19 protein-coding genes are annotated in these 21,330 nt (G+C 72.7%); 11 read left to right on the top strand and 8 right to left on the bottom strand.

Annotation, left to right across the window (positions count from 1 at the left end; translation table 11 throughout):
• Positions 1-13: 13 nt before the first annotated feature.
• Positions 14-1,003 carry a sphingomyelin phosphodiesterase gene (gene sph, locus ACZ60J_RS11560; RefSeq protein ID WP_469680859.1) on the bottom strand — a complete coding sequence of 330 codons (990 nt, stop codon included), beginning with the start codon at positions 1,001-1,003 and terminating at the stop codon, positions 14-16.
• A gap of 215 nt (positions 1,004-1,218) precedes the next feature.
• Between sph and ACZ60J_RS11555 the strand changes: the two genes are divergently transcribed.
• Positions 1,219-2,121 (top strand): oxygenase MpaB family protein, encoded by a 903-nt coding sequence (locus ACZ60J_RS11555; protein WP_469680857.1) that lies wholly within the window; start codon positions 1,219-1,221, stop codon positions 2,119-2,121.
• 34 nt (positions 2,122-2,155) lie between these two features.
• On the opposite strand, the gene ACZ60J_RS11550 is transcribed toward ACZ60J_RS11555, so the two are convergent.
• Entirely contained in the window at positions 2,156-3,697 is a 1,542-nt protein-coding gene (locus ACZ60J_RS11550) for a M1 family metallopeptidase (RefSeq protein WP_469680855.1), read from the bottom strand.
• Positions 3,698-4,000: 303 nt separating this feature from the next.
• Between ACZ60J_RS11550 and ACZ60J_RS11545 the strand changes: the two genes are divergently transcribed.
• From ACZ60J_RS11545 to ACZ60J_RS11520, 6 genes are all read left to right on the top strand, one after another.
• The gene (locus tag ACZ60J_RS11545) at positions 4,001-4,576 is read left to right on the top strand and encodes a cysteine hydrolase family protein (RefSeq protein ID WP_469680853.1); all 576 of its coding nucleotides are present in this window, start codon (positions 4,001-4,003) and stop codon (positions 4,574-4,576) included.
• A gap of 181 nt (positions 4,577-4,757) precedes the next feature.
• Positions 4,758-5,621: an SCO6745 family protein gene (locus ACZ60J_RS11540; RefSeq protein ID WP_469680851.1), complete on the top strand. Its 864-nt coding sequence runs from the start codon at positions 4,758-4,760 to the stop codon at positions 5,619-5,621.
• A gap of 145 nt (positions 5,622-5,766) precedes the next feature.
• Positions 5,767-8,256 carry a Tex family protein gene (locus tag ACZ60J_RS11535; protein ID WP_469680849.1) on the top strand — a complete coding sequence of 830 codons (2,490 nt, stop codon included), beginning with the start codon at positions 5,767-5,769 and terminating at the stop codon, positions 8,254-8,256.
• A 241-nt stretch (positions 8,257-8,497) separates the two neighbouring features.
• Positions 8,498-9,043 (top strand): hypothetical protein, encoded by a 546-nt coding sequence (locus tag ACZ60J_RS11530; RefSeq protein WP_469680847.1) that lies wholly within the window; start codon positions 8,498-8,500, stop codon positions 9,041-9,043.
• A complete protein-coding gene (locus ACZ60J_RS11525) occupies positions 9,033-10,214 on the top strand; it encodes an MAB_1171c family putative transporter (protein ID WP_469680845.1) in 1,182 nt (393 codons plus the stop codon). The genes ACZ60J_RS11530 and ACZ60J_RS11525 overlap by 11 nt, the downstream gene beginning before the upstream one ends.
• 64 nt (positions 10,215-10,278) lie before the next feature.
• Entirely contained in the window at positions 10,279-11,067 is a 789-nt protein-coding gene (locus ACZ60J_RS11520; RefSeq protein ID WP_469680843.1) for an SDR family NAD(P)-dependent oxidoreductase, read from the top strand.
• A gap of 87 nt (positions 11,068-11,154) precedes the next feature.
• On the opposite strand, the gene ACZ60J_RS11515 is transcribed toward ACZ60J_RS11520, so the two are convergent.
• The 3 genes from ACZ60J_RS11515 to ACZ60J_RS11505 all read right to left on the bottom strand — a co-directional run bounded on the left by ACZ60J_RS11515 (position 11,155) and on the right by ACZ60J_RS11505 (position 14,709).
• A complete protein-coding gene (locus ACZ60J_RS11515) occupies positions 11,155-11,397 on the bottom strand; it encodes a hypothetical protein (RefSeq protein WP_469680841.1) in 243 nt (80 codons plus the stop codon).
• A 253-nt stretch (positions 11,398-11,650) separates the two neighbouring features.
• Positions 11,651-13,288, bottom strand: coding sequence for a ribosomal protection-like ABC-F family protein (gene abc-f / locus ACZ60J_RS11510; protein ID WP_469680839.1), 1,638 nt, complete (start codon positions 13,286-13,288; stop codon positions 11,651-11,653).
• Between the two features lie 74 nt (positions 13,289-13,362).
• A complete protein-coding gene (locus ACZ60J_RS11505; protein WP_469680837.1) occupies positions 13,363-14,709 on the bottom strand; it encodes an SLC13 family permease in 1,347 nt (448 codons plus the stop codon).
• Positions 14,710-14,877: 168 nt separating this feature from the next.
• Between ACZ60J_RS11505 and ACZ60J_RS11500 the strand changes: the two genes are divergently transcribed.
• Positions 14,878-15,858, top strand: coding sequence for a GlxA family transcriptional regulator (locus ACZ60J_RS11500; protein ID WP_469681515.1), 981 nt, complete (start codon positions 14,878-14,880; stop codon positions 15,856-15,858).
• A gap of 48 nt (positions 15,859-15,906) precedes the next feature.
• The gene (locus ACZ60J_RS11495) at positions 15,907-16,545 is read left to right on the top strand and encodes a DJ-1/PfpI family protein (RefSeq protein WP_469680835.1); all 639 of its coding nucleotides are present in this window, start codon (positions 15,907-15,909) and stop codon (positions 16,543-16,545) included.
• Here ACZ60J_RS11495 and ACZ60J_RS11490 read toward each other — a convergent pair.
• Positions 16,520-17,269: an enoyl-CoA hydratase/isomerase family protein gene (locus tag ACZ60J_RS11490; protein ID WP_469680833.1), complete on the bottom strand. Its 750-nt coding sequence runs from the start codon at positions 17,267-17,269 to the stop codon at positions 16,520-16,522. The genes ACZ60J_RS11495 and ACZ60J_RS11490 overlap by 26 nt on opposite strands.
• A gap of 122 nt (positions 17,270-17,391) precedes the next feature.
• Between ACZ60J_RS11490 and ACZ60J_RS11485 the strand changes: the two genes are divergently transcribed.
• Entirely contained in the window at positions 17,392-18,084 is a 693-nt protein-coding gene (locus tag ACZ60J_RS11485) for an HdeD family acid-resistance protein (protein WP_469680831.1), read from the top strand.
• 130 nt (positions 18,085-18,214) lie between these two features.
• Entirely contained in the window at positions 18,215-18,733 is a 519-nt protein-coding gene (locus ACZ60J_RS11480) for an ATP-binding protein (protein WP_469681513.1), read from the top strand.
• A 95-nt stretch (positions 18,734-18,828) separates the two neighbouring features.
• Here the strand turns inward: ACZ60J_RS11480 and idi are convergent, their stop codons facing one another.
• The gene (gene idi / locus ACZ60J_RS11475) at positions 18,829-19,428 is read right to left on the bottom strand and encodes an isopentenyl-diphosphate Delta-isomerase (protein WP_254380903.1); all 600 of its coding nucleotides are present in this window, start codon (positions 19,426-19,428) and stop codon (positions 18,829-18,831) included.
• Positions 19,429-19,589: 161 nt separating this feature from the next.
• Entirely contained in the window at positions 19,590-20,912 is a 1,323-nt protein-coding gene (locus ACZ60J_RS11470; protein ID WP_469680829.1) for a GNAT family N-acetyltransferase, read from the bottom strand.
• Positions 20,913-21,330 lie beyond the last annotated feature (418 nt).

The following is a 21,330-nucleotide window of genomic DNA, read 5'->3' as shown; positions in this document are numbered from 1 at the left end:
GATCAGCAGCGGGTCAGCGGCCGATCAGCGGGTAGTGGTCGGAGAGGTTCGTGTAGGTGTAGGAAGTGCCCCAGCTGGAGACCGTCCAGGGCGCCGACTGCTCCAGGACGACGTTGTTCTCCCAGTTCGCCGGGCGGGCGTTGCCCTTGCGGTAGAGCACGTAGTCCAGGTCCTCGCGCGGGTCGGTCGGGTAGCGGTACTTCGCTATCGAGTTCAGCGCGGTGTCGAAGGAGTACGTGTGCCCCGTGCGGGTGTCGGAGCCCGCCAGGTCGGCGTTGGCCAGCATGGTGGCGAGCTCCGGGGTGCGCGAGTCGACGTTCATGTCGCCCGCCACGATGACCTGCTCGCTCGCCGGGATGTTCTTGCCGTCCAGGAACGCGTCGATGTTCCGGAACTGGCGGGCGCGCATCTCCGCCGCCTCGCCCGCGTCGCAGCCCGGGTCGGTGGACTGGGCGTGCGTGCCGACCACGTGGACCTTGGTGCCGTTCACGTTCAGCACGACGTAGGCGAAGCCCTTGTTCGACCACCAGTCGGCGCCGCAGGCGTCCTTGTAGACCACCTGCTCCTTGCGCACGATCGGCCACTTGCTGAGGACCGTGACGCCGCCGTCCTCCGGGGTGGTCGAGGAGTAGGCGCCGCCCGTGGCGTCCCAGCCGCTCTTGCTGCGGCCCACGACGGGGGTCTGGTACGGGTACTGCGCGGCGGAGTTCGCCTTCAGCGCGTCGGAGGCGCCGTTGTCGAAGGCCTCCTGGAGGACGACCACGTCGTGGCCCTGGTACCAGGAGGCCTTGGGGATCTCCGCCGCCCGGTGGTCCTGGCCCCAGTTGGGGTACAGGTTCTTGCTCATCAGGAACGTGTTGTACGACAGGACGCTGAGCCGCGGCGTGGCGGCGCTCTCCGCGGCGGTGGCGGCGGGAGCCGCGGTGGCGACGAGCGATCCGACGGCGACGGCGGCGACGGCCGCGGCGGCGGCACGGGCCCTGCGGGGCTGGATCTGGGGCATGGAGGTCTCCCTCGTTCCTGTGGGGGAAGATCGGCTCCGCCATCCAAGCAGCCAGGGTTACTTCGCGGTAACACCTATGACACGGGTTTCTGGACGCAGTCCTACTTCTTCGGTGCTTCCGCGGCCGGACCCCGGTCGTCCACAGGCTCCGGCGCAAGCCCCCGGACCCCCTGCATACTGGGAGAACGGCAGATGGACACCCTGGGGGCACGCGGATGAGCACGACGGAACGGCCCGTGCGGGGCGCAGGCGACCGGACCGACCGAGACCGGACCGACCCCGAGCCCCCGCCGCCCGGGGGAGTGCTGTGGACCATCGCCGGAGACGTCCGCGCGCTCCTCATGCTGCCCGCCGCCTTCACCATGCAGGTCGCCCACCCGGCCATCGGCGCCGGGGTCGACGAGCACTCCGTCTTCCGCACCGACCCCTGGGGCCGCGGCGAGCGCTCGCTGCGCTCCGTCCAGCTGTGGGTGTACGGCGGGGCCGACGCCGCCGCCGAGGGGCGCCGGGTGCGCCGCCTGCACAAGGAGATCCAGGGCACCGACACCCGGGGGCGCCGCTACCACTCCCTCGACCCGGCCTGCTACGCCTGGGTGCACGCCACCGGCTTCCCGGTCTACCTCCACGCCGGCCGCTACCTGCTGCGCCCCTTCACCCCGGCCCAGGAACGGCAGCTCTACCGCGAGTGGCTCCAGGTCGGCCGCATCCTCGGCCTGCACGACCGGGACATGCCGCAGAGCATCGAGGAGTACTGGCCCTACTACCACCGGATGCTGGCCGAGGAGATCGAGCCCACCAAGGTCGCCCGCGAACTCCTCGCCACCGACGCACCCCTGCCCCGCCCCGCCGGAGGCCCGCTGCCCGTCCGGCTCCTGCTGCGCCTGGCCTGGCCCGTCCTGCGGGCCGCCTTCCTGCACTTCCGGGCCTTCGTCACCGCCGGGTACATGCCGCCCGAGGCGCGCGCCGCCATCGGCCTGGAATGGACCCCGGCCCAGGAGCGCCGCCTGCGCCGCTTCAGCACGGCCGTGCGCCTCCTGGTCCCCCTCCTGCCGGAGCGCCTGCGCTACCTCCCGATCGCCCGCGCGGCCCGGGCGCGGGCGCGCGCCGCCGCCCGCTGAGGGGCGACGGCGCGCAGCTCCGTACCGGTGCGGGTCAGTGGCGGTCGTGCACCTCGTTCGTCGCGGCGATCTTCTTCCAGGACTTCGGCTCCGCAGCCGGCTTCGCGGACGGCTTCGGGGCCGGGGCGCGCAGGGTGCCGGTGCCCGGAGCCGGGGCCGGCAGCTTCTTCGGTGCGTTCAGCGCGGAGGCGTCCGGCTTGCCCGGGGTGTACAGCCAGGTCTCGAAGAGCTGCGCGAGCGGCTGGTTGGAGACCTTCTCCGCGTAGCGGACGAAGTCGCCGACCTTGGCGTTGCCGTAGGCGCGCTCGGTCGGCCACCCCTTCAGGATCCGGAAGAACTTCTCGTCGCCGATCGTGTTGCGCAGCGCCTGGAGGGCGATCGCGCCACGGTCGTAGACCGCTCCGTGGAACTGGTTCTCCGGACCCGGGTCACCCGGCTTGACCTGCCAGAACGGGTCCTCGGCCGGCCGCAGCCCGTACGCCCAGTCGGCGAGCTCCTGCGCGGTGCCCTCGCCCTCCTTCTCCGACCACAGCCACTGGCTGTAGCGGGCGAAGCCCTCGTTGACCCAGATGTCCTTCCAGCCGTCGACGGACACGCTGTCCCCGTACCACTGGTGGGCCAGCTCGTGCACGACCACGGACACGTTCGCGCCGTTGGCGAACTGCCGCGGGCTGTAGAACGGCCGGGTCTGCGTCTCCAGCGCGAATCCGCTGGGCACGTTCGGGACGTACCCGCCGAGCGCGTTGAAGGGGTACGGCCCGAAGACGCCCTCCAGCCACTCCGCGACCTCGCCGGTCCGCTCGATGCTGGCGCGCGCCGCGCCCGCGTTGTCGCCGAGGTCCTGGCTGTAGGCGTTCAGGATCGGCAGGCCGCTCGCGGTCTTGTCGGTGGTGATGTCGAACTTGCCGACGGCCAGGGTGGCGAGGTACGTGGCCTGCGGCTTGTTCGAGCGCCAGTTGTACCGGGTCCAGCCCAGGCGGGAACTCTGCGACTGCAGCACGCCGTTGCTGATGGCCTGGGTGCCGTCGGGCACGTTCACCGACACGTCGAAGGTGGCCTTGTCGAGCGGGTGGTCGTTGCTCGGGAACCACCAGGCGGCCGAGTCGGGCTCCTGCGCGGCGACGCCGCCGTCCGGGGTGCGCTGCCAGGCCGACCAGCCGTCGACCTTGAACTCCGAAGGCTTGCCCGCGTACTTGACGACCACGCTCGACTGCTTGCCCCTCGGGAGCGGGGAGGCCGGGGTGACCTCGAGCTCGGAGACGCCGGACTTGGCGAACTTCGCCTTCACCCCGTTGACCCGGATCTCGCTGACGTCCAGACCGAAGTCGAGGTTGAAGCGGGACAGGTCCTGCTTGGCGGTGGTGAGCAGGGTGGCGGTGCCCTCCAGCAGGTCGGTCTTCGGCTGGTACTGGAGGCGCAGGTCGTAATGGGAGACCTCGTACCCGCCGTTGCCGCTGGCCGGGTAGTAGGGATCACCGATACCCGGGGCGCCCGGAACGGAACTCGCCGCCGACGCCGGGATCACCAGCAGAAGGGAGGCGGCGAGCACGCTCGGGGCGATGACTTTGCGGTGCACCTTGAACTCCAAGTGGTAGGGGAGTGGCTTCCGTTCGACCGTATTCACGCCCGGGACCCCACGTCATGTCCATGGCCCCTCCTGTCACACGATCGCCATGCGTCTGAAAAGCGCCCGTGCGGAACACGTCCGTCCGGGCGGCGGCGACGGCCCGCGCACCGGCCCCGGCCTGCGCGGACCGATGTCCGGATCTGCGGCTCGGCCGTCATTGCCCGCGGCTGCGCGGCCTCCTAGCGTTGACGCCGTGGCCCCGCGCAGGGCCACCACCCCACCCCACTCTCGTGAGAACGGAACGGCACCCTCATGCCCACCACCACCCTGCGTCAGCTCAACGGCTTCGACGAGACCCCCGCGACCTTCGAGAACGCGGTCCTGGTCCTGGTCGACTACCAGAACACCTACACCGGCGGCGTCATGGAACTCGACGGCTGGGAACCGGCGCTCGCCTCCGCCTCCCGGCTCCTCGCCAGGGCCCGCGAGCTCGGCACTCCCGTCGTCCACATCCGCGACGGCGGCTACGGCATCGACACCGAGCCGGGCACCCTGCACGCCTCCGTGGCCCCCCGGGAGGGCGAGGCCGTCGTCACCAAGTCCGTCCCGAACGGCTTCCACGGCACCGACCTCCACGGGATCATCGAAGCCACCGGCCGGAAGAACCTGATCATCGCCGGGTTCATGACCCACATGTGCACCCTGTTCACCACCGAGGGCGCCTTCCTGCACGGCTACGCTCCCACGGTCGTCGCCGACGCCTCGGCGACGCGCGCACTGGAAAGCCCGGCGGGCGCCCTGACGGCGCAACAGATCCACCAGGCCGCCCTCGCCACGATCACCGACCTCTACGGCGTGGTCGTCCCCACCGGCGCCGAACTGAAGTAGCCGCGTCCGCGGCGGCCCCGCCGGGGCCCGGTCCCCGGGGGAGACCGGGCCTACCGGCGGGACGTCGGCGGTCCCCGGACGGGCCCGCGGGCCGGAAGGCCCCCCTCCCGCTTCCGGCGGCCACGGTTCCCGCGGCACCCCGCTCTTCTCTCCATACCAAGCAGTCGTTAGCCTGCGCGCCATGACTCTTCCGGAGCGCGCTGCGCGTAGCTGCTGGCACGGGGCCATCAACCCGTTGCACTCGACCGTGTACTTCTCGCCCGACCTCGGCAAGGAGTTCGCCGCCCTCGGGATCACCGACCGCAACGCCGTCAACCTGGCCTCCCGCTCCGCGGCCATGGGTGCGGTCGGCGCGGGCACGGTGACGGCCACCTTCTACAACTACCGCCACGACCTCGTCACCCGGCACCTGCCCGCCGTCTGGGAGACCGCCACCCCCGCGCAGGTCCTGGCCGCCCGGCTGCGGGCCGTGGACACCACGCTGCGCCGGCTCCTCGGCGAGGAGACGATCGCCTCCCCCGAGGTCGCCGAGGCGGCAGGGCTGGCGATGCGCGCGGCCGAAGCCTGCACCCGGCACGCCCGTACGCTCTACTCGGCCCACGCGGACCTCCCCGTACCCGAGGAACCGCACCTCAAGCTGTGGCACGCCACCACCCTGCTGCGCGAGCACCGCGGCGACGGACACCTGGTCGCCCTGCTCACCGTCGGCCTGGACCCGGTCGAGGCCCTGGTCAGCCACACGGCCAGCGGCCACGGCATGACCCCGAAGTACCTCAAGTACATCCGCGGCTGGGAGCAGGCCGACCTGGACGCCGCCGCGGACCGGCTCCGCGAGCGCGGACTGCTCGACTCCGCGGGCGAGCTCACGCCCGAGGGCGCGGCGCTGCGCGAAGCGCTGGAGACGGAGACCGACCGCCTCGACGAGGCTCCGTACGAGCACCTCGGCGCGGCCGGAGTCGCCCGGCTCGCGGAGATCGGCGGTGGTTTCACCGTGCAGGCCTTCGTCGCCGGAGCCTTCCCCGGGGACCTCATGGGCAAGGCCTGAGACCCGGACCGGGCCCGGCTCCCGACGTCCGCCGCCGCCACCTGCCACAATTGGCACCCTTCCGACGCAGCACGCTGCGGGCTGCGCACACGGCGCAGCACGGACCAGCAGCACGAACACGTACGAAGGCAGGCGGGACCGCACAGTGACGATGTCCATCGAAGGCAGGATCGCCGAGGAGCTCGGCGTACGGGAACGGCAGGTCAAGGCCGCCGTCGAGCTGCTCGACGGCGGCTCGACCGTGCCGTTCATCGCGCGCTACCGCAAGGAAGCGACCGAGATGCTCGACGACGCCCAGCTGCGCACCCTGGAGGAACGGCTGCGCTACCTGCGCGAGCTGGAGGACCGGCGCGCCGCGATCCTCGACTCCGTACGGGAGCAGGGCAAGCTCGACGCCGAGCTGGAGGCCCGGATCAACGCGGCCGACACCAAGGCCCGGCTGGAGGACATCTACCTCCCCTTCAAGACCAAGCGCCGCACCAAGGCGCAGATCGCCCGCGAAGCCGGCCTCGCGCCGCTCGCCGAGGGGCTGCTGGCCGACCCGTCGGCGGAACCGGCCGTGGCGGCCGCGGCGTTCGTGGACGCCGACAAGGGCGTGGCCGACGCGGCCGCCGCCCTGGAGGGCGCCCGCGCCATCCTCACCGAGAAGTTCGGCGAGGACGCCGACCTCATCGGCGAACTGCGCGAGCGGATGTGGGGCCGCGGCCGGCTCGCCGCGAAGGTCCGCGAGGGCAAGGAGGAGGCGGGCGCCAAGTTCGCCGACTACTTCGACTTCACCGAGCCGTTCACCGCCCTCCCCTCGCACCGCGTGCTCGCCATGCTCCGCGGGGAGAAGGAGGACGTGCTCGACCTCACCCTGGAACCGGAGGAGCCGAGCGACACGCCCGGCCCCTCCACGTACGAGGGCATGGTCGCGCGGCGCTTCGGCATCAACGATCGCGGCCGGCCCGGCGACAAGTGGCTCGCCGACACCGTCCGCTGGGCCTGGCGCACGAAGATCCAGGTGCACCTCGGGATCGACCTGCGCTCCCGGCTGCGCGCCGCCGCCGAGGACGAGGCGGTACGGGTCTTCGCGTCCAACCTGCGCGACCTGCTGCTCGCCGCACCCGCCGGCACCCGCGCCACCCTCGGGCTGGACCCGGGTTTCCGCACCGGTGTGAAGGTGGCCGTGGTGGACGCCACCGGCAAGGTGGTCGCCACCGAGGTGATCTACCCGCACGTGCCCGCCAACAAGTGGGACGACGCGCTCGCCAAACTGGCCCGCCTGGCCAAGGAGCACGCGGTCGAGCTCGTCGCCATCGGCAACGGCACGGCCTCCCGGGAGACCGACAAGCTCGCCGCGGACCTCATCGCCCGCAATCCCGAGCTGAACCTCACCAAGGTGATGGTCTCGGAGGCCGGCGCCTCCGTGTACTCGGCTTCCGCCTTCGCCTCGCAGGAACTCCCGGACATGGACGTGTCGTTGCGCGGCGCCGTCTCCATCGCCCGGCGCCTGCAGGACCCGCTCGCCGAGCTGGTGAAGATCGACCCGAAGTCGATCGGCGTCGGCCAGTACCAGCACGACCTGTCCGAGGTGAAGCTCTCGCGCTCGCTCGACGCCGTGGTAGAGGACTGTGTGAACGGCGTCGGCGTCGACGTCAACACCGCCTCCGCGCCGCTGCTTTCGCGCGTGTCGGGCATCAGCGGCGGACTCGCCGAGAACATCGTGGCGCACCGTGACGCCAACGGCCCGTTCCGCAGCCGCAAGGGGCTCAAGGACGTGGCCCGCCTCGGCCCGAAGGCGTACGAGCAGTGCGCGGGCTTCCTGCGCATCCGCGGCGGGGACGACCCGCTGGACGCCTCCAGCGTGCACCCGGAGGCCTACCCGGTGGTCCGTACGATGGGCAAGACGGCGGGCAGCGAGGTGGCGGCCCTGATCGGCAACACCGGTGTGCTGCGCTCGCTGCGCCCGGAGCAGTTCGTCACCGAGGCCTTCGGCCTGCCGACGGTCACGGACATCCTGCGCGAGCTGGAGAAGCCGGGCCGCGACCCGCGGCCCGCCTTCAAGACGGCGACCTTCAAGGAGGGCGTCGAGAAGATCGGCGACCTGGCCCCCGGGATGATCCTGGAGGGCGTGGTCACCAACGTGGCCGCCTTCGGCGCCTTCATCGACATCGGCGTCCACCAGGACGGGCTGGCGCACGTCTCGGCGCTGTCGAAGACCTTCGTCAAGGACCCGCGCGACGTGGTGAAGCCGGGCGACATCGTCCGGGTCAAGGTCATGGACGTGGACATCCCGCGCAAGCGGATCTCGCTGACGCTGCGGCTGGAGGACGAGGCGGAGCGCGGCGGCGCCGACGGCGGTGCGCCGAGGCAGCGCGAGGAGCGGGGCGAGCGGCGCGGCGGCGGCCGGCCCCCGCAGCAGCGCGGCCCGGGCGGTCAGGGCGGCGGCGACCGCGGCCAGGGCGGCCAGGGCGGCTCCCGCGACGGCGGCAAGGGCCGCCGCCAGGGCGGTCAGGGCGGCCAGGGCGGTCACGGAGGCGGCGGCCAGCGTCAGGGCGGCGGCGCTCCGGCCCCCGCCAACAGCGCGATGGCCGACGCCCTGCGCCGCGCGGGGCTCAGCGGCCCCGACGAGCGGGGTGGCCGCAAGCGCTGACCGCTCGTGGCAGTGCATGCCGGATTGGCTGAAAAAGCCCCCGACATGGGGACATACCTTGCCAACTCATCCGGATGATCTGTAGGGATGACGGAACGCCCGTTCGTCTTCAGGCGAGCGGGCTTCCGCGTTTCCCCCTCAGGACCGCACTCCCGAGGTCGCCTTGAAGGCAAAGGACGTCATGCCCCTGCCCACGCACACCTACCATCGTTGCCCGAGAAAGGGTCCGAAGAGGGAACACATGCGCCACCCTCAGCCCAGTCTGCGCAAACGGTGCGAGGCGATTCTCAGCCGTCTTGACCTGCGGCACCCCTTCTCGCTCGACGGCCTGTGCGAGCGGATAGCCGAACAGCGGGGCCGTCCCATCCGGCTCCACCCGCTGCCCAAGGAGGCGGCGGAGTCCGGGGTGTGCGGACTGTGGGTCGGCACCGCCGACGTGGACTACGTCTTCTACGAGGCCCAGACCACCCGGCTGCACCGCGAGCACATCGTGCTCCACGAGATCGGCCACATCCTCTTCGGGCACCACTCGCTGGAAGCCCCCGTCGAGGACCCCCCGGGCGCCGGCGGGGTGGACGGACCGGTCCCCACCGTGCTCGGGCGCACCAACTACACCACCCGCCAGGAGCGGGAGGCGGAGATGCTCGCCAGCATGATCCGCATCCGCACCGGAACCCGCGGCCCCCACCTAGGCCACGGCGCCGCGGGCCGCGACACCCTCGCCCGGCTGGAGTCGGCGATGGGCTACGAGCGGCGCGGACGGGGGCCCGTCCACCGTGACCTCTGATCTGATCGCCTTCGGCGACGCGCTCGCCGTCCCCGGCGTCGTGTGCCTCTGGATCGCCGTCCTGCTCCGCGCGCCCGGCGCCCTGCGAGCCCCGCACCAGCGCGGACTGTGGCTCGCCGTCGCCACCGCCGCGGCCGCGATGACCCTGAACCTCCCCGACGTCGTCGCCTACGCCATGGGCCGCGACCCCGACTACGCGCACACCATCGGACTCGTGCGCAACCTCATCGGGGTCCTCTCGGCCGGCGCGGTGCTGTACTTCGTGGCCTCCGCCACCCGCGGCCGCCGGCTCCAGATCGCCTCCGGCGTCGGCACGGTCCTGTGGCTGACCGTCCTCGTCGTCCTCGACGCGGCCGCGCCCGACCACGGCACGCACACGATCCCGCCCGTCGGCGACCCGGTGCCCTCCCTCGCGTACTGGCTGGTGCTGATCTCCGCCCACCTGATCGCCAACACCGTCTGCGTGTCCGTCTGCTGGCGCTACAGCCGCCGCGCGGAGAGCCGGGGCCTCGCCGCCGGACTGCTGCTGTTCGGCCTCGGCACCGCGCTCGCCGGGGTGTTCTGGTTCGTGTACCTGCTCAAGGCGCTGTTCGGCTTCACCTGGGCGATGCCCGCCAACCCGCTGCTGATGAACGTGCACGGACTCCTCCGCGCCGCCGCGATCCTCGTCCCGACGCTCTTCACCTTCCGCCGCACGGCCGCCGACACCGCCACCGCCTGGCGGCTGTGGCCGCTCTGGCGCGATCTGGTCCACGCCGTCCCGCACGTCGCCCTCAACGAGCCGCGCACCGGCCGGGTGCTGGAACTGCTGTGGCCTCCGGTTCCGCGCAACCTGCTCGTGTACCGCAAGGTCATCGAGACCCGCGACGCCATCCTGATCCTGGGGGAGTACGTCGCCCCCGGCCTGCCCGAGCTCGCGCGCAGCCACGTGGCCGGCAGCGGAGTGCCCGAACAGCGGGCCAGTGCCGCCGCGCTGGCCTGCGTACTGAAGGAAGCGCGACAGGCGAAGCTGGCCGGGATCCCGCAACAGCGGTCCGACGAGAACGCCTTGGAGCTGCCCGCAGCCCTCCAGACCTCGGCCGAGGGAGGGGACCTGGAAGGCGAGGCACGCTTCCTCGTGGACGTGGCCCAGGCCTACGCCTCACCGGCCACGGCCGGCTTCACCGCGTAAGACATCCGCGACACACGCAGCACGCACCACGCACCACGCCCGACAGCCAGGAAGTGAACGTCTCTTGACCACCACCGTACTGATCACAGGGGCCAGCGCCGGACTGGGCGCGGCCTTCGCCCGCGGCTTCGCCGCCAAGGGCTGCGACCTCGTCCTCGTCGCCCGCGACAAGGGCCGCCTCGAAGACGTCGCCGCGGACCTCGCCCGGGAGTTCGGCGCCGTCTGCGAGGTGCTCCCCGCCGACCTGCTCGACGCGGACGGTCTCGGAGCCGTCGCCGAGCGGCTCGCCGACCGGGACCGGCCCGTCGACATCCTGGTCAACAACGCCGGCTTCGGACTCCCCGCGCCGTTCCCGTACAACCCGGTCGAGGACGAGGAGCGGATGCTCGACCTGCTGGTCAAGGTGCCGCTGCGGCTCACCCACGCGGTGCTCCCGGGCCTGCGCGAGCGCCGCCGCGGCGCGGTGCTCAACGTCTCCTCGGTCGCCGGACTGCTGCCCACCGGGACCTACGGCGCCGCGAAGGCCTGGATCACGGCCTTCAGCGAGTCGCTGCGCGTGGACATGGAGCCCTACGGGGTCCGCGTGCTGGCGGTGGTGCCCGGATTCACCCGCACCGAGTTCCAGGAGCGCGCCGGGATGGACGTCACCGCCCTGCGCGACGCGGTGTGGCTGGAGCCGCGCGACGTGGTGGCCAAGGCGCTGAAGGACCTGGCCCTGCGCCGCCCGGTGAGCATCACGGGCCGGCACTACCGCGCGTACGCCGTGGCGGTCCGCCACCTTCCGCGGGCCTTCGTGGCCCGGAAGATGGCCCGCAAGCGGCGGGCACCGGCGGAGCGGCCGGACGGGATCTGACGGCGGGACGGCAGGTGACCTCCGCGTCGGCGCACCCCGGTGCGCGGCCCTGTGGCAGGGTCGCGCACGTCCGGGTTGGGGAACGGGTCAGCAGTCGCCGTGGTTGTAACCTCCGTAGCCGCCGTAGCCGTAGTCGTCATCGTCGTCCCACCAGCCGCCGTGGTGCCAGCCGTTGTCGTCGTCGTGGTCCCAGCCTCCGGCGACGTAGCTGACGTGCTGGGCCGGGGTCGCCGCGGAGGCGGTGCCCGCCGTGCCGAGCGCGGCCCCGCCGGCCATCAGGAGCCCGGCGGCGGAGACCACGAAGAGGCGCTTCGCTCTCAGTGCAGACATGAGAAATTTCCCTTTCCTCCCATCCTCCCCGAACCTCTCCGAGGTGTGGAGGACGGAACCGCGGGCCGCGTACGCGACGGGCCGCGCGGAATCGGATGCAGGGCCGCCCAACATGCGGAAGCACAGGTCTCTCCCGCCCCGGCGACGTGGAACGGCCGACTTGGGGGCGTGCTCCGCGGTTGCGGCTCTCACCCACAAAGGCTAGTCGCGCTTGCGCCGGTCGGCATCTCGGGCGGGGAGCCTCAGCGCCCTCTCAGAGCTCGGTGACCTTGCCGTCCGCCACGTGCATGCGGCGGGTCACCTGGACCGCGTCGAGCATCCGGCGGTCGTGGGTGACCAGCAGCAGGGTGCCCTCGTAGGACTCGAGGGCGGACTCCAGCTGCTCGATCGCCGGAAGGTCGAGGTGGTTCGTCGGCTCGTCCAGCACCAGCAGGTTCACCCCGCGGCCCTGGAGCAGCGCCAGGGCCGCCCGGGTGCGCTCGCCGGGGGAGAGGGTGGCGGCCGGACGGGTCACGTGCGCCGCCTTCAGGCCGAACTTGGCCAGCAGGGTGCGGACTTCGGAGGCCTCGGTATCGGGCACGGCTGCGCAGAAGGCCTCGATGAGCGACTCGTCGCCGAGGAACAGGCCACGGGCCTGGTCGACTTCGCCGACCCGGACGCCCGAGCCGAGGGTGGCGGAGCCGGAGTCCGGGGCGAGGCGGCCCAGGAGGACGGCCAACAGGGTCGACTTGCCCGCTCCGTTGGCGCCGGTGATGGCGACCCGGTCCGCCCAGTCGATCTGCAGGCTCACCGGACCGAAGGCGAACTCCCCCCGCTGGACGACCGCTTCGCGCACGGTGGCCACCACCGAGCCGGAGCGCGGGGCCGCCGCGATCTCCATGCGTAGCTCCCACTCCTTGCGCGGCTCGTCGACCACTTCGAGCCGCTCGATCGCGCGCTGCGTCTGGCGGGCCTTGGAGGCCTGCTTCTCGCTCGCGTCGGCGCTGAACTTCCTGGCGACCTTGTCGTTGTCGGTGGACTTGCGCTTGGCGTTCTTGACGCCCTTGTCCATCCAGCCGCGCTGCATCGCGGCCCGGTCCTCCAGGGCCGAGCGCTTGTCGGCGTACTCCTCGTACTCCTCGCGGGCATGGTTGCGGGCCCGCTCGCGCTCCGCCAGGTAGGCGTCGTAGCCGCCGCCGTAGAGGTTGATCTGCTGCTGGGCCAGGTCCAGTTCGAGGACCTTGGTGACGGTGCGCGTGAGGAACTCGCGGTCGTGGCTGATGACGACGGTGCCGGCGCGCAGCCCCTTCACGAACTGCTCCAGGCGCTCCAGACCGTCCAGGTCCAGGTCGTTGGTGGGCTCGTCGAGCAGGAAGACGTCGTAGCGGGACAGCAGCAGCGAGGCGAGACCGGCGCGGGCGGCCTGGCCGCCGGACAGTGCGGTCATCGGCAGGTCGAGGCCGACCGACAGCCCCAGTTCGTCGGCCACCTGCAGGGCCCGCTCGTCGAGGTCGGCCCCGCCGAGGTTCAGCCACCGGTCGAGGGCGTCCGCGTACGCGTCGTCCGCGCCGGGCGTGCTGTCGACGAGACCCTGCGTCGCCGCGTCGAGCTCGGCCTGGGCCGCTGCCACACCGGTACGGCGGGACAGGAACTCGCGGATCGACTCGCCGGGGCGCCGCTCCGGCTCCTGCGGGAGGTGCCCGACGGCGGCGCTGGGCGGCGAGAGCCGCAGCTCACCGGTCTCGGGGGCGACCAGTCCGGCGAGCATCCGCAGCAGGGTGGACTTCCCGGCGCCGTTGACGCCGACGAGGCCGATGACGTCGCCGGGGGCGACGACGAGGTCGAGATCGGCGAAGAGCGTGCGCTCACCGTGCGCGGCGGTGAGCTTCTTGGCGACGAGGGTTGCAGTCATGATGCCCCGATCCTATCCGCGCCCCGAGCACCCCGGTCCCGGGGCCGGGGCGGAGCGGCGGCCGGTCCGGCCGGTCAGGCACCGATGAGCCGGAGGCCCGCCCACAGGGCCGTCACCGAGGCGGCGAGGGCGGGCACGGTGGTCAGTACACCGAGCCGGGTGAAGTCCCCGAGCCGGACGCCGTCGTACCCGTCCGTGTGCAGGATCCGCCGCCACAGCAGCGTGGCGAGGGACCCCGCGTAGGTCAGGTTCGGCCCGATGTTGACGCCGATCAGCACGGCCAGCACCGGCCCCGCACCGCCGGCCGAGGCCACCGGGAGCAGGGCCAGTACCGCGGGCAGGTTGTTGATCAGGTTGGCCAGTACGGCGGCCACCGCCGCCACCGCGAGCAGCGCCGGCAGCGAATCCCCGGCCGGGGTCACCCACGCGAGCCCGTCCCCGAGCCCGTGGTCCACGACCGCCCGCACCACCACCCCCAGGGCCAGGACGAACAGGCAGAAGGCCGGAGCCGTGGAGCCCAGGATCGCCGCCGGGGTGGTCTCCCGGCGCCGCAGGGCCCGTACGGCCAGGACGAGGGTGCCCGCCAGCGCCGCCCAGGCGGGGCTGGCCCCCGCGAACGAGGTGAGCGCGAAGCCGGCCAGCGTCAGCGCGAGCACCCCGGCGGCGAACCGGGGCAGCGGCGCCTCTTCCACGGCCTCGGGCACGTGCTCCGGGGGCGCCGCCAGATCCGCGCGGAAGAAGCGCCGGAACACCGCGTACTCCACGCCGATCGCCGCCAGCCAGGGCAGGGTCATCAGGGCGGCGAACCGGGTGAAGGAGAGCCCGCTCGCGGCGAAGGCGAGCAGATTGGTGAGGTTGGAGACCGGCAGGAGGAGCGAGGCGGAGTTCGCCAGGTGCGCGGTCGCGTAGACGTGCGGGCGCGGCCGGGCCCCCAGCCGGGAGGCGGTCGCGAGCACCACCGGGGTCAGCAGCACCACGGTCGCGTCCAGGCTCAGCGCGGCGGTGACGACCGAGGCCACGGCGAACACCCCGCCGAGCAGCGCCACGGGCCCCCGCCCGGCCGCCCGCCGGGCCACCGCGGCGCCGGCGGCCTTGAACAGCCCCTCGTCGGCGCAGAGCCGGGCCAGCGCCAGGATCACCGCGAGGAACCCGACCACCGGCAGCAGCTCACGGGTCTGCGCCCACGCGTCGGCCGGCGGTACGACGCCCAGCACGACGAGCAGACCGGCGGCGGGCACGGCGGCCGCGGCCTCCGGCAGCCCGCGCGGACGCAGGACGGCGAAGGCCAGCACCCCGAGGAGGAGGGCGGCGGACAGACATGCGGCGGCGACGGGGTACAGGACGGGCTCCGGAGCGAGGGGGAGGAGAAGGGGAGAGCCTACGGGGCCGCGGCGGCGGGCCGCCGGGCCGGGGCACGTCATGCGGCGGCTCCGGGACGGGACCACACCGGGACCGGGACCGGGACCGGCACTCGGATCCGGATGGCCGGATAGGTGGGATGCGCGTCATTGCGGCCATCGATCGGGGTGTCACACGATGGAGCCATGCCGTCCAAGGAGCCCGTCCCGCCCGAGGAGCCCGTGCCGTCCATCGCGCCGCGCACCGTGCTCGTCGTCCTCTACGACGGCGTGCAGAGCCTGGACGTCACGGGGCCGATGGAGGTCTTCTCCGGCGCCGACCGCCACCCCGGACCGGCGCGGTACGCGCTGCGCACCGTCTCACCGGGCGGGGCCCCGGTCCGCACGAGCAGCGGACTGCTGCTGGTCCCGGACGGGGAGCTGGAGAGCGAGCGCCCGGGCGCCGGGACCACCCTGCTGGTGCCGGGAGGCCGGTACACGGGGGACTTCGCGCCGGAGATCACGGACTGGCTCCGCGCGTACGGCGGCTCCGCGCAGCGGCTGGTGTCGGTGTGCACCGGGGGCCTGCTGCTCGCGGAGGCCGGGCTGCTGGACGGACGGCGCGCGACGACCCACTGGTGCGTGTCCGAGCGGATGGCCCGGGACTACCCGGCCGTCACCGTGGAACCCGACCCGATCTACGTCCGCGACGGGCGGGTGTCCACCTCGGCCGGTGTCACGGCGGGCATCGACCTCGCGCTGGCGCTGGTGGAGGAGGACCATGGGCGGGAACTGGCGCTGTCCGTCGCGCGGCACCTGGTGGTCTTCCTGCGGCGCCCCGGCAACCAGGCGCAGTTCAGCGCGCAGCTGGCGGCGCAGACGGCGTCGCGGGAGCCGCTGCGGGAGGTGCAGCACTGGATCACGGAGCACCCCGGCGAGGACCTGAGCGTGGAGGCCCTCGCCGCGCGGGCCGCGCTGTCGCCCCGCCACTTCGCGCGGTCCTTCCGGGCGGAGACGGGGGTGACACCGGCGCGGTACGTGGAGCGGGTACGGGTCGAGCACGCGCGGCGGCTGCTGGAGGAGGGCGGCGAGGGCGTCGCCCAGATCTCCCGGGCCTGCGGCTACGGCAATCCCGAGGCCCTGCGCCGCGCCTTCGTGAGGACCCTGGGCCAGCCACCGGCCGAGTACCGCCGCCGCTTCGGCACCCCGCCGCCACCGGCCCTCGACGCCTGACCCCCAGATACCGAAGACACCGAGCCCGACCACCGCTCCGGAGGAGCCATGCAGATCGCCGTACTGCTCTACGACCGGTTCACCGCCCTCGACGCCATCGGGCCCTTCGACACCCTCGGCCGGCTCGACGGTGCCGAGACCGTCTTCGTCTCGGAGCGGCCAGGGCCCGTACGCACCGACAACGGATCGCTCGCACTCGTCGCCGACAGGGCACTCGGCGAGGTGACGCGGCCGGACATCGTCGTCGTGCCCGGTGGGCCGGCCCCCGAGGTGGAGGCGAAGAATCCCGTGGTCCTGGACTGGCTGCGGGCCGTCGACGCCACCACGACCTGGACCACCTCCGTCTGCACCGGCTCGATCCTGCTCGCCGCCGCAGGCCTGCTCGATGGACGGCGGGCCACCAGCCACTGGCTGTACACCGACCAGCTGACCCGCTTCGGGGCGGAGCCCACCGGGGAGCGGGTGGTCTTCGACGGGAAGTACGTGACGGCCGCCGGGGTGTCCTCGGGCATCGACATGGGGCTCACGCTGCTCGGCCGCATCGCGGGGGACGAGTACGCGCAGACGGTCCAGCTGATGACCGAGTACGACCCGCAGCCGCCCTACGACGCCGGTTCTCCGGAGAAGGCCCCCGCCGACATCGTCGCGCGGCTGCGTGCGTTCAGGCCTTCGGCGGAGTCCAGGTAAAGGCGGGGGCGCGCCGCTCCAGGAAGGCGGCGACACCCTCGGCGGTGTCGCCGCTTCCGGCGGCCTGCGCCGACCAGTACCCGTCCCGGTCCGTGCGGCCGTCCACGAACTCCTTCGCCGAAGTCTGCGTGAGCCGCGAGCGCGTGGCCAGGATCCGGGCGAACTCCGCGACCCTCTTGGCCAGATGGCCCGCCGGCAGCAGTTCGTCGAGCAGCCCGGTGCGCAGTGCCCGCTCCGCGTCGATCAACTCGGCGGAGAAGAGGAGGTACTTGGCGGCCGACGGGCCCACCAGGGAGGCGAGGCGCCGGGTGGAGGAGGCCGGGTAGACGATGCCCAGTCTCGCCGGCGTCACCCCGAAGGACGCCCCCTCCTCGGCGAAGCGCAGATCGCAGGCGGCGGCCAGCTGGCTGCCGCCGCCCACGCAGAACCCGCGGATCGCGGCCAGCGTGGGCTTGGGGAAGGCGGCGAGGGCCTCCTCCGCCGCCACGGCCAGGGCCTGCGGGTCCTCGTCCCCGGTCAGCGAGGAGATGTCGGCTCCCGCGCAGAAGGTCTCGCCGGCCCCCGTCAGGACCAGGACCCGTACGGCGGGATCCGCCGCGAGCCCGGCCAGCAGCTCCGGCAGCCCGCGCCACATCGCGGCGGTCATGGCGTTGCGCTTGGCGGGGTGCGAGATCACGACGGTGGCGACCCCGTCGGCGACGGAGGAGAGCAGGGCGGCGTCCATGCGCCGGATGCTATCCCGGGCGGTCAAACCTATGATCAAGAGACCGGTCACCGGCAGCTCGGCGGACCGGCAGGCAGTCGCGGGGTCCGAGGGTCCGTCGGGGGCAGCTGAGAGGTGGCGCCATGGCCGCAGACCGTGCGAACCGTACGGGTCCACAGGACATGAAGGCCGACAAGAAGAAGGTCAGCCGCAGTTTCGCGTGGATGGCCCTGCTCGGGGCGCTCCTGGTGGTGGCCGGGCTGGTGGGCCTCGTCTACACCGGTTTCGCCACCCTGACCACGATGTTCCTCTTCGGCTGGCTGCTGCTGTTCGGTGGCGTGGTGGGCCTGTTCCAGGCGATCCAGTCCCGCAAGAGCAACTACTTCTGGCTCGCCGTCATCGTCGCCGCGATCAACATCGCGGCGGGCTTCGTGATCCTGCGCCGCCCGGAGGCGAGCGCGGAGGCGCTCACCATGTTCGCCGCGCTGCTGTTCCTCACCGGCGGGGTGTTCCGGCTGGCCGGGGCCGTGGTGGTGCGCGGGGCGCACCTGGGGCTGACGCTGGTGCAGGGTGCCTTCGGCATCCTGCTGGGCCTGCTGATCCTCGCTAACTGGCCCGGCAGCAGCCTGTACGTGATCGGAGCGTTCTTCTCCCTCGCGCTGCTGTTCGACGGTCTCAGCCTGATCGCCGTGGGCATGGGAGCCCGCCGCATCCTGGGCTTGGTCAGGGACGACGAGGTTCCTGTGACGCCCGCAGGGGCGGGAGTGGCGGCGCCCGAGGCGCAGGAGGCGGCCGAGAAGCGGCCCCCAGAAGATCAGGAACGGTCGAACAACTGACTCTGTCATACGCCAGCGGTCAGAAAGTGTCCGATTGATGCTGACTTCTGGTCAGCGGTCCGGCGCGGAGCGGTCCGGTCCCCACTCTTGACGTGTGCAGACGATCGAGCGTGAAGACGGGGGCCGGGAGATGGATGTGAGCGGGAGCGTCCCGCCAGTCAAGGGGGAGGAGCCGGAGGTCGCGGCCGCCCCCCTCGCGTACGAGGGAGTGTGGCGATTCACGGCGCCCGCAGTAGAAGAATCCGTTCCGCAGGCCCGCCGGGCGGTCCGTGACCTGCTCGGCCGACAGGAGGTGCCGGCCGACCGGGACCTGGTCTACTCCCTGCTGCTGATCGTCTCCGAGCTGGTGACGAACTCGGTCCGGCACGCGGCCCTGCTCTCGCCGGAGGTCGCGGTGGAGGTCGCCATCGGCCGGGAGTGGGTGCGGGTGGCCGTCGAGGACAACCACCCGTACCGCCCCAAGGCGCTGGAGGCCGATTTCGGCCAGACCGGCGGCCGCGGCCTCCTGCTCGTCCGGGAGATCACACTGGAGGCCGGCGGGGTCTGCGACGTGGAGCACACCTCCACGGGCGGCAAGGTGATCTGGGCGGCGCTGCCGCTCACCACGGCCCCCGCCACCCCCGCGGCCGCGCCGGCCTCGGCGGTCTGACCGCCCGCGCGGCGCCGGGTCCGGCCGCCACCGGCCTGCCCGACCGGGGCCGCCACCGGCCTGCCCGACCGGGGCCGGCCGCCGGCGGCCCGCTGCTACCAGCCCGCCGTGTCGCCCGTCAGCTCGCGGATCGCCGGCCGGGCCGCGTCCAGTACGGTCATGAACCAGGCCGAGAACGGTACCTCTGCGTGCCGCTTCGCGAGTTCCTCCGCGGTCACGAAGGCGGTGTCCGCGATCTCCTCGGGATCGGGCCGCACCGACCGCTGCGCGAGTCCCACGAACAGGTGGTTGTACTCCTGCTCCACCAGTCCCGACGCCGGGTCCGGATGGTTGTAGCGGACCGTGCCCGCCTCCGCGAGCAGCGAGGGCGACAGCCCCAGCTCCTCGTGGGTCCGCCGGGCCGCGGCCGCGAAGGGCGACTCCCCGGGGTAGGGGTGGCCGCAGCACGTGTTCGACCAGACACCGGGGGAGTGGTACTTCCCGAGGGCGCGCTGCTGGAGCAGCATCCGGCCCTGCTCGTCGAAGAGGAACACCGAGAAGGCCCGGTGCAGCTGACCGGGCGCCTGGTGAGCGGAGAGCTTTTCCGCCGTACCGATGGTGTTGCCGGACTCGTCGACCAGTTCGAGCATGATCGGTTCTTGAGCGCCGGTGCCGGTGGTCGCGCTGTTCGCGGCGGTGGCTGGTGTGGTCGGCATACCCATCCTTCGCTTCGGACTTCGGCTTTCAGTCTGCCGTACAAATGGGGATTCCCCCCACTTCGGTGATCCGCGCATGTCCGCCCCCCGCCACGTGATATGCGGCGGGGGGCGGAACGTGCGGATCGGTCAGTCCGTCCGGCCGCGGGCCGGACCCGGCATCAAACCCCGAAGGGGACCGGGTACTTGATCGTGCCCGTGGGCACCGGCACCGAATCGTCGAGCACCAGCGCCATCATGGCCTCGTCGGGCACCTTGAACGGGGCCCTGATCCCGAAGCGCGAAGCCGGCACGAACCCGAACCGCGCGTAGTACTCGGGATGTCCGAGGACCAGGACGAGGCTCTCCCCGCGCTCCGCGGCCGCCGCGAGCAGGGCCCGTACGACCGCGCTGCCCGCGCCCGAGCGCTGGAGCGCGGGAGCGGCGGCCACCGGGGCGAGCGCGAGCGCCGGCGCCCCGTCGACCGTGCACCGCGTCAGCAGGGCGTGCGCCGCGACCGACCCGTCCGGGCCTTCGGCCACGTAGGAGAGGCCGGGCAGCCAGGAACCGTCGGCGCGCAGCGCGTCCACGAGGTCGGCCTCGGCCGGGGTCCCGAACGCGGTGGAGTTCACCGCGTGCACGGCGGCCGCGTCCCCGGCCGCCTCCGGGCGGACGGGCCAGTGGCCGCCGTCCCCGGCCGTCACCGGCTGCAGGACGTAGGCGGTGTACCCGTACTCGTGCCCGTACCGCTCCCGTACGTCGATCTCCTCGCGTACGAAGCCCAGCGCGGCCGCGGCTTCGGGACCCGAGGGTTCCGCGGCCGCGGCGGCCCGCTCGCCGAGCGGCCCGTAGTAGGCGGCCCAGTCGGAGTCGGGCTGCCGGTGGATCGCCAGCACCCGGTAGCCGGCCGCCTGGATCGAGGCCAGGTTGCGGGCGGTGGAGCGCAGTGCGTAGTGCGGGTCCCAGAAGGCGCGGACCCCGGCGGACGGTTCGTCGACGGTCCATTCGCACTCGCTCAGCACCAGGGTGCCGCCGGGGGCGAGCAGGCGCTTCCACCGGGCGAGCGCGGTGGCGAAACCGATGGTGTAGGCGGAGCCCTCGGCCCACAGGAGGTCGAAGGAACCGTCCGGCTGTGCCGCGAGGTCGCCGATGTCCGCCTTGAGGGTCCGGACGCGGTCGCCGAGCCCGCGGGCCGCGGCGGTCGTGCGGAGCTCGTCGAGGAAGCCGTCCTGGAGGTCGACGGCGGTGACGTCGGCCCCGTGGCCGCCCGCCTCCGCGGCGAGCAGCAGGGCGCTCGCGCCGGGACCGCAGCCCAGGTCCAGGGCGCGCGGCCGCTCGGGCAGCGGTCCGCACAGGGACAGCAGGTGGCGGGTGGTGGCCTCGGAACCAGGGGACTGCCGGGGCAGGCCGCGGTGCAGCTCCATGAACGCCTCGAAGAAGAGGTCGCCCTGGGTGCTGAAGTCGGTGGTGTGGGTGTTGCTGGTGTTACCGGTGTGGTCGGTCAACGTGAACCCTTGGAAAGGGGGCTCCGGCCGACGGGGACGATCGGTGTGATCAGGCCCGGCCGGACGCCCGGAAGGAGAGGGGGATGTACCGGAGTGCGCTGCGCTGGGCGGCGACGCCTGCGACGGTCATCAACCCCACCTCTTTCTCTTTCTTTCGTCACTTGTCGTGTGACATTCGGGCGATTGGGACGCTTTCGCGAAATTCGTACGCGTCTGCGACAACCTTAACAGCAAGGGCCCCCTCGACGGTTTGTGATCGCTCCCGCAGATCGTCAATGATGATCGGCACAGGACTGACAGGCCCGTGTTTTTCGGCTTGTCGGAGCGTAAACATGCGGTGAACCCCCGCTTCCGTTCATCCGATAGCCTCTGCCGACGTGCGACCGGCCCACCCGGCGCCCGTCAACCCGTGTGTGTG

The sequence above is a fragment of the Streptomyces sp. NPDC104226 genome (assembly GCF_055584085.1).
This window is presented reverse-complemented; position numbering and strand designations above follow the sequence as displayed.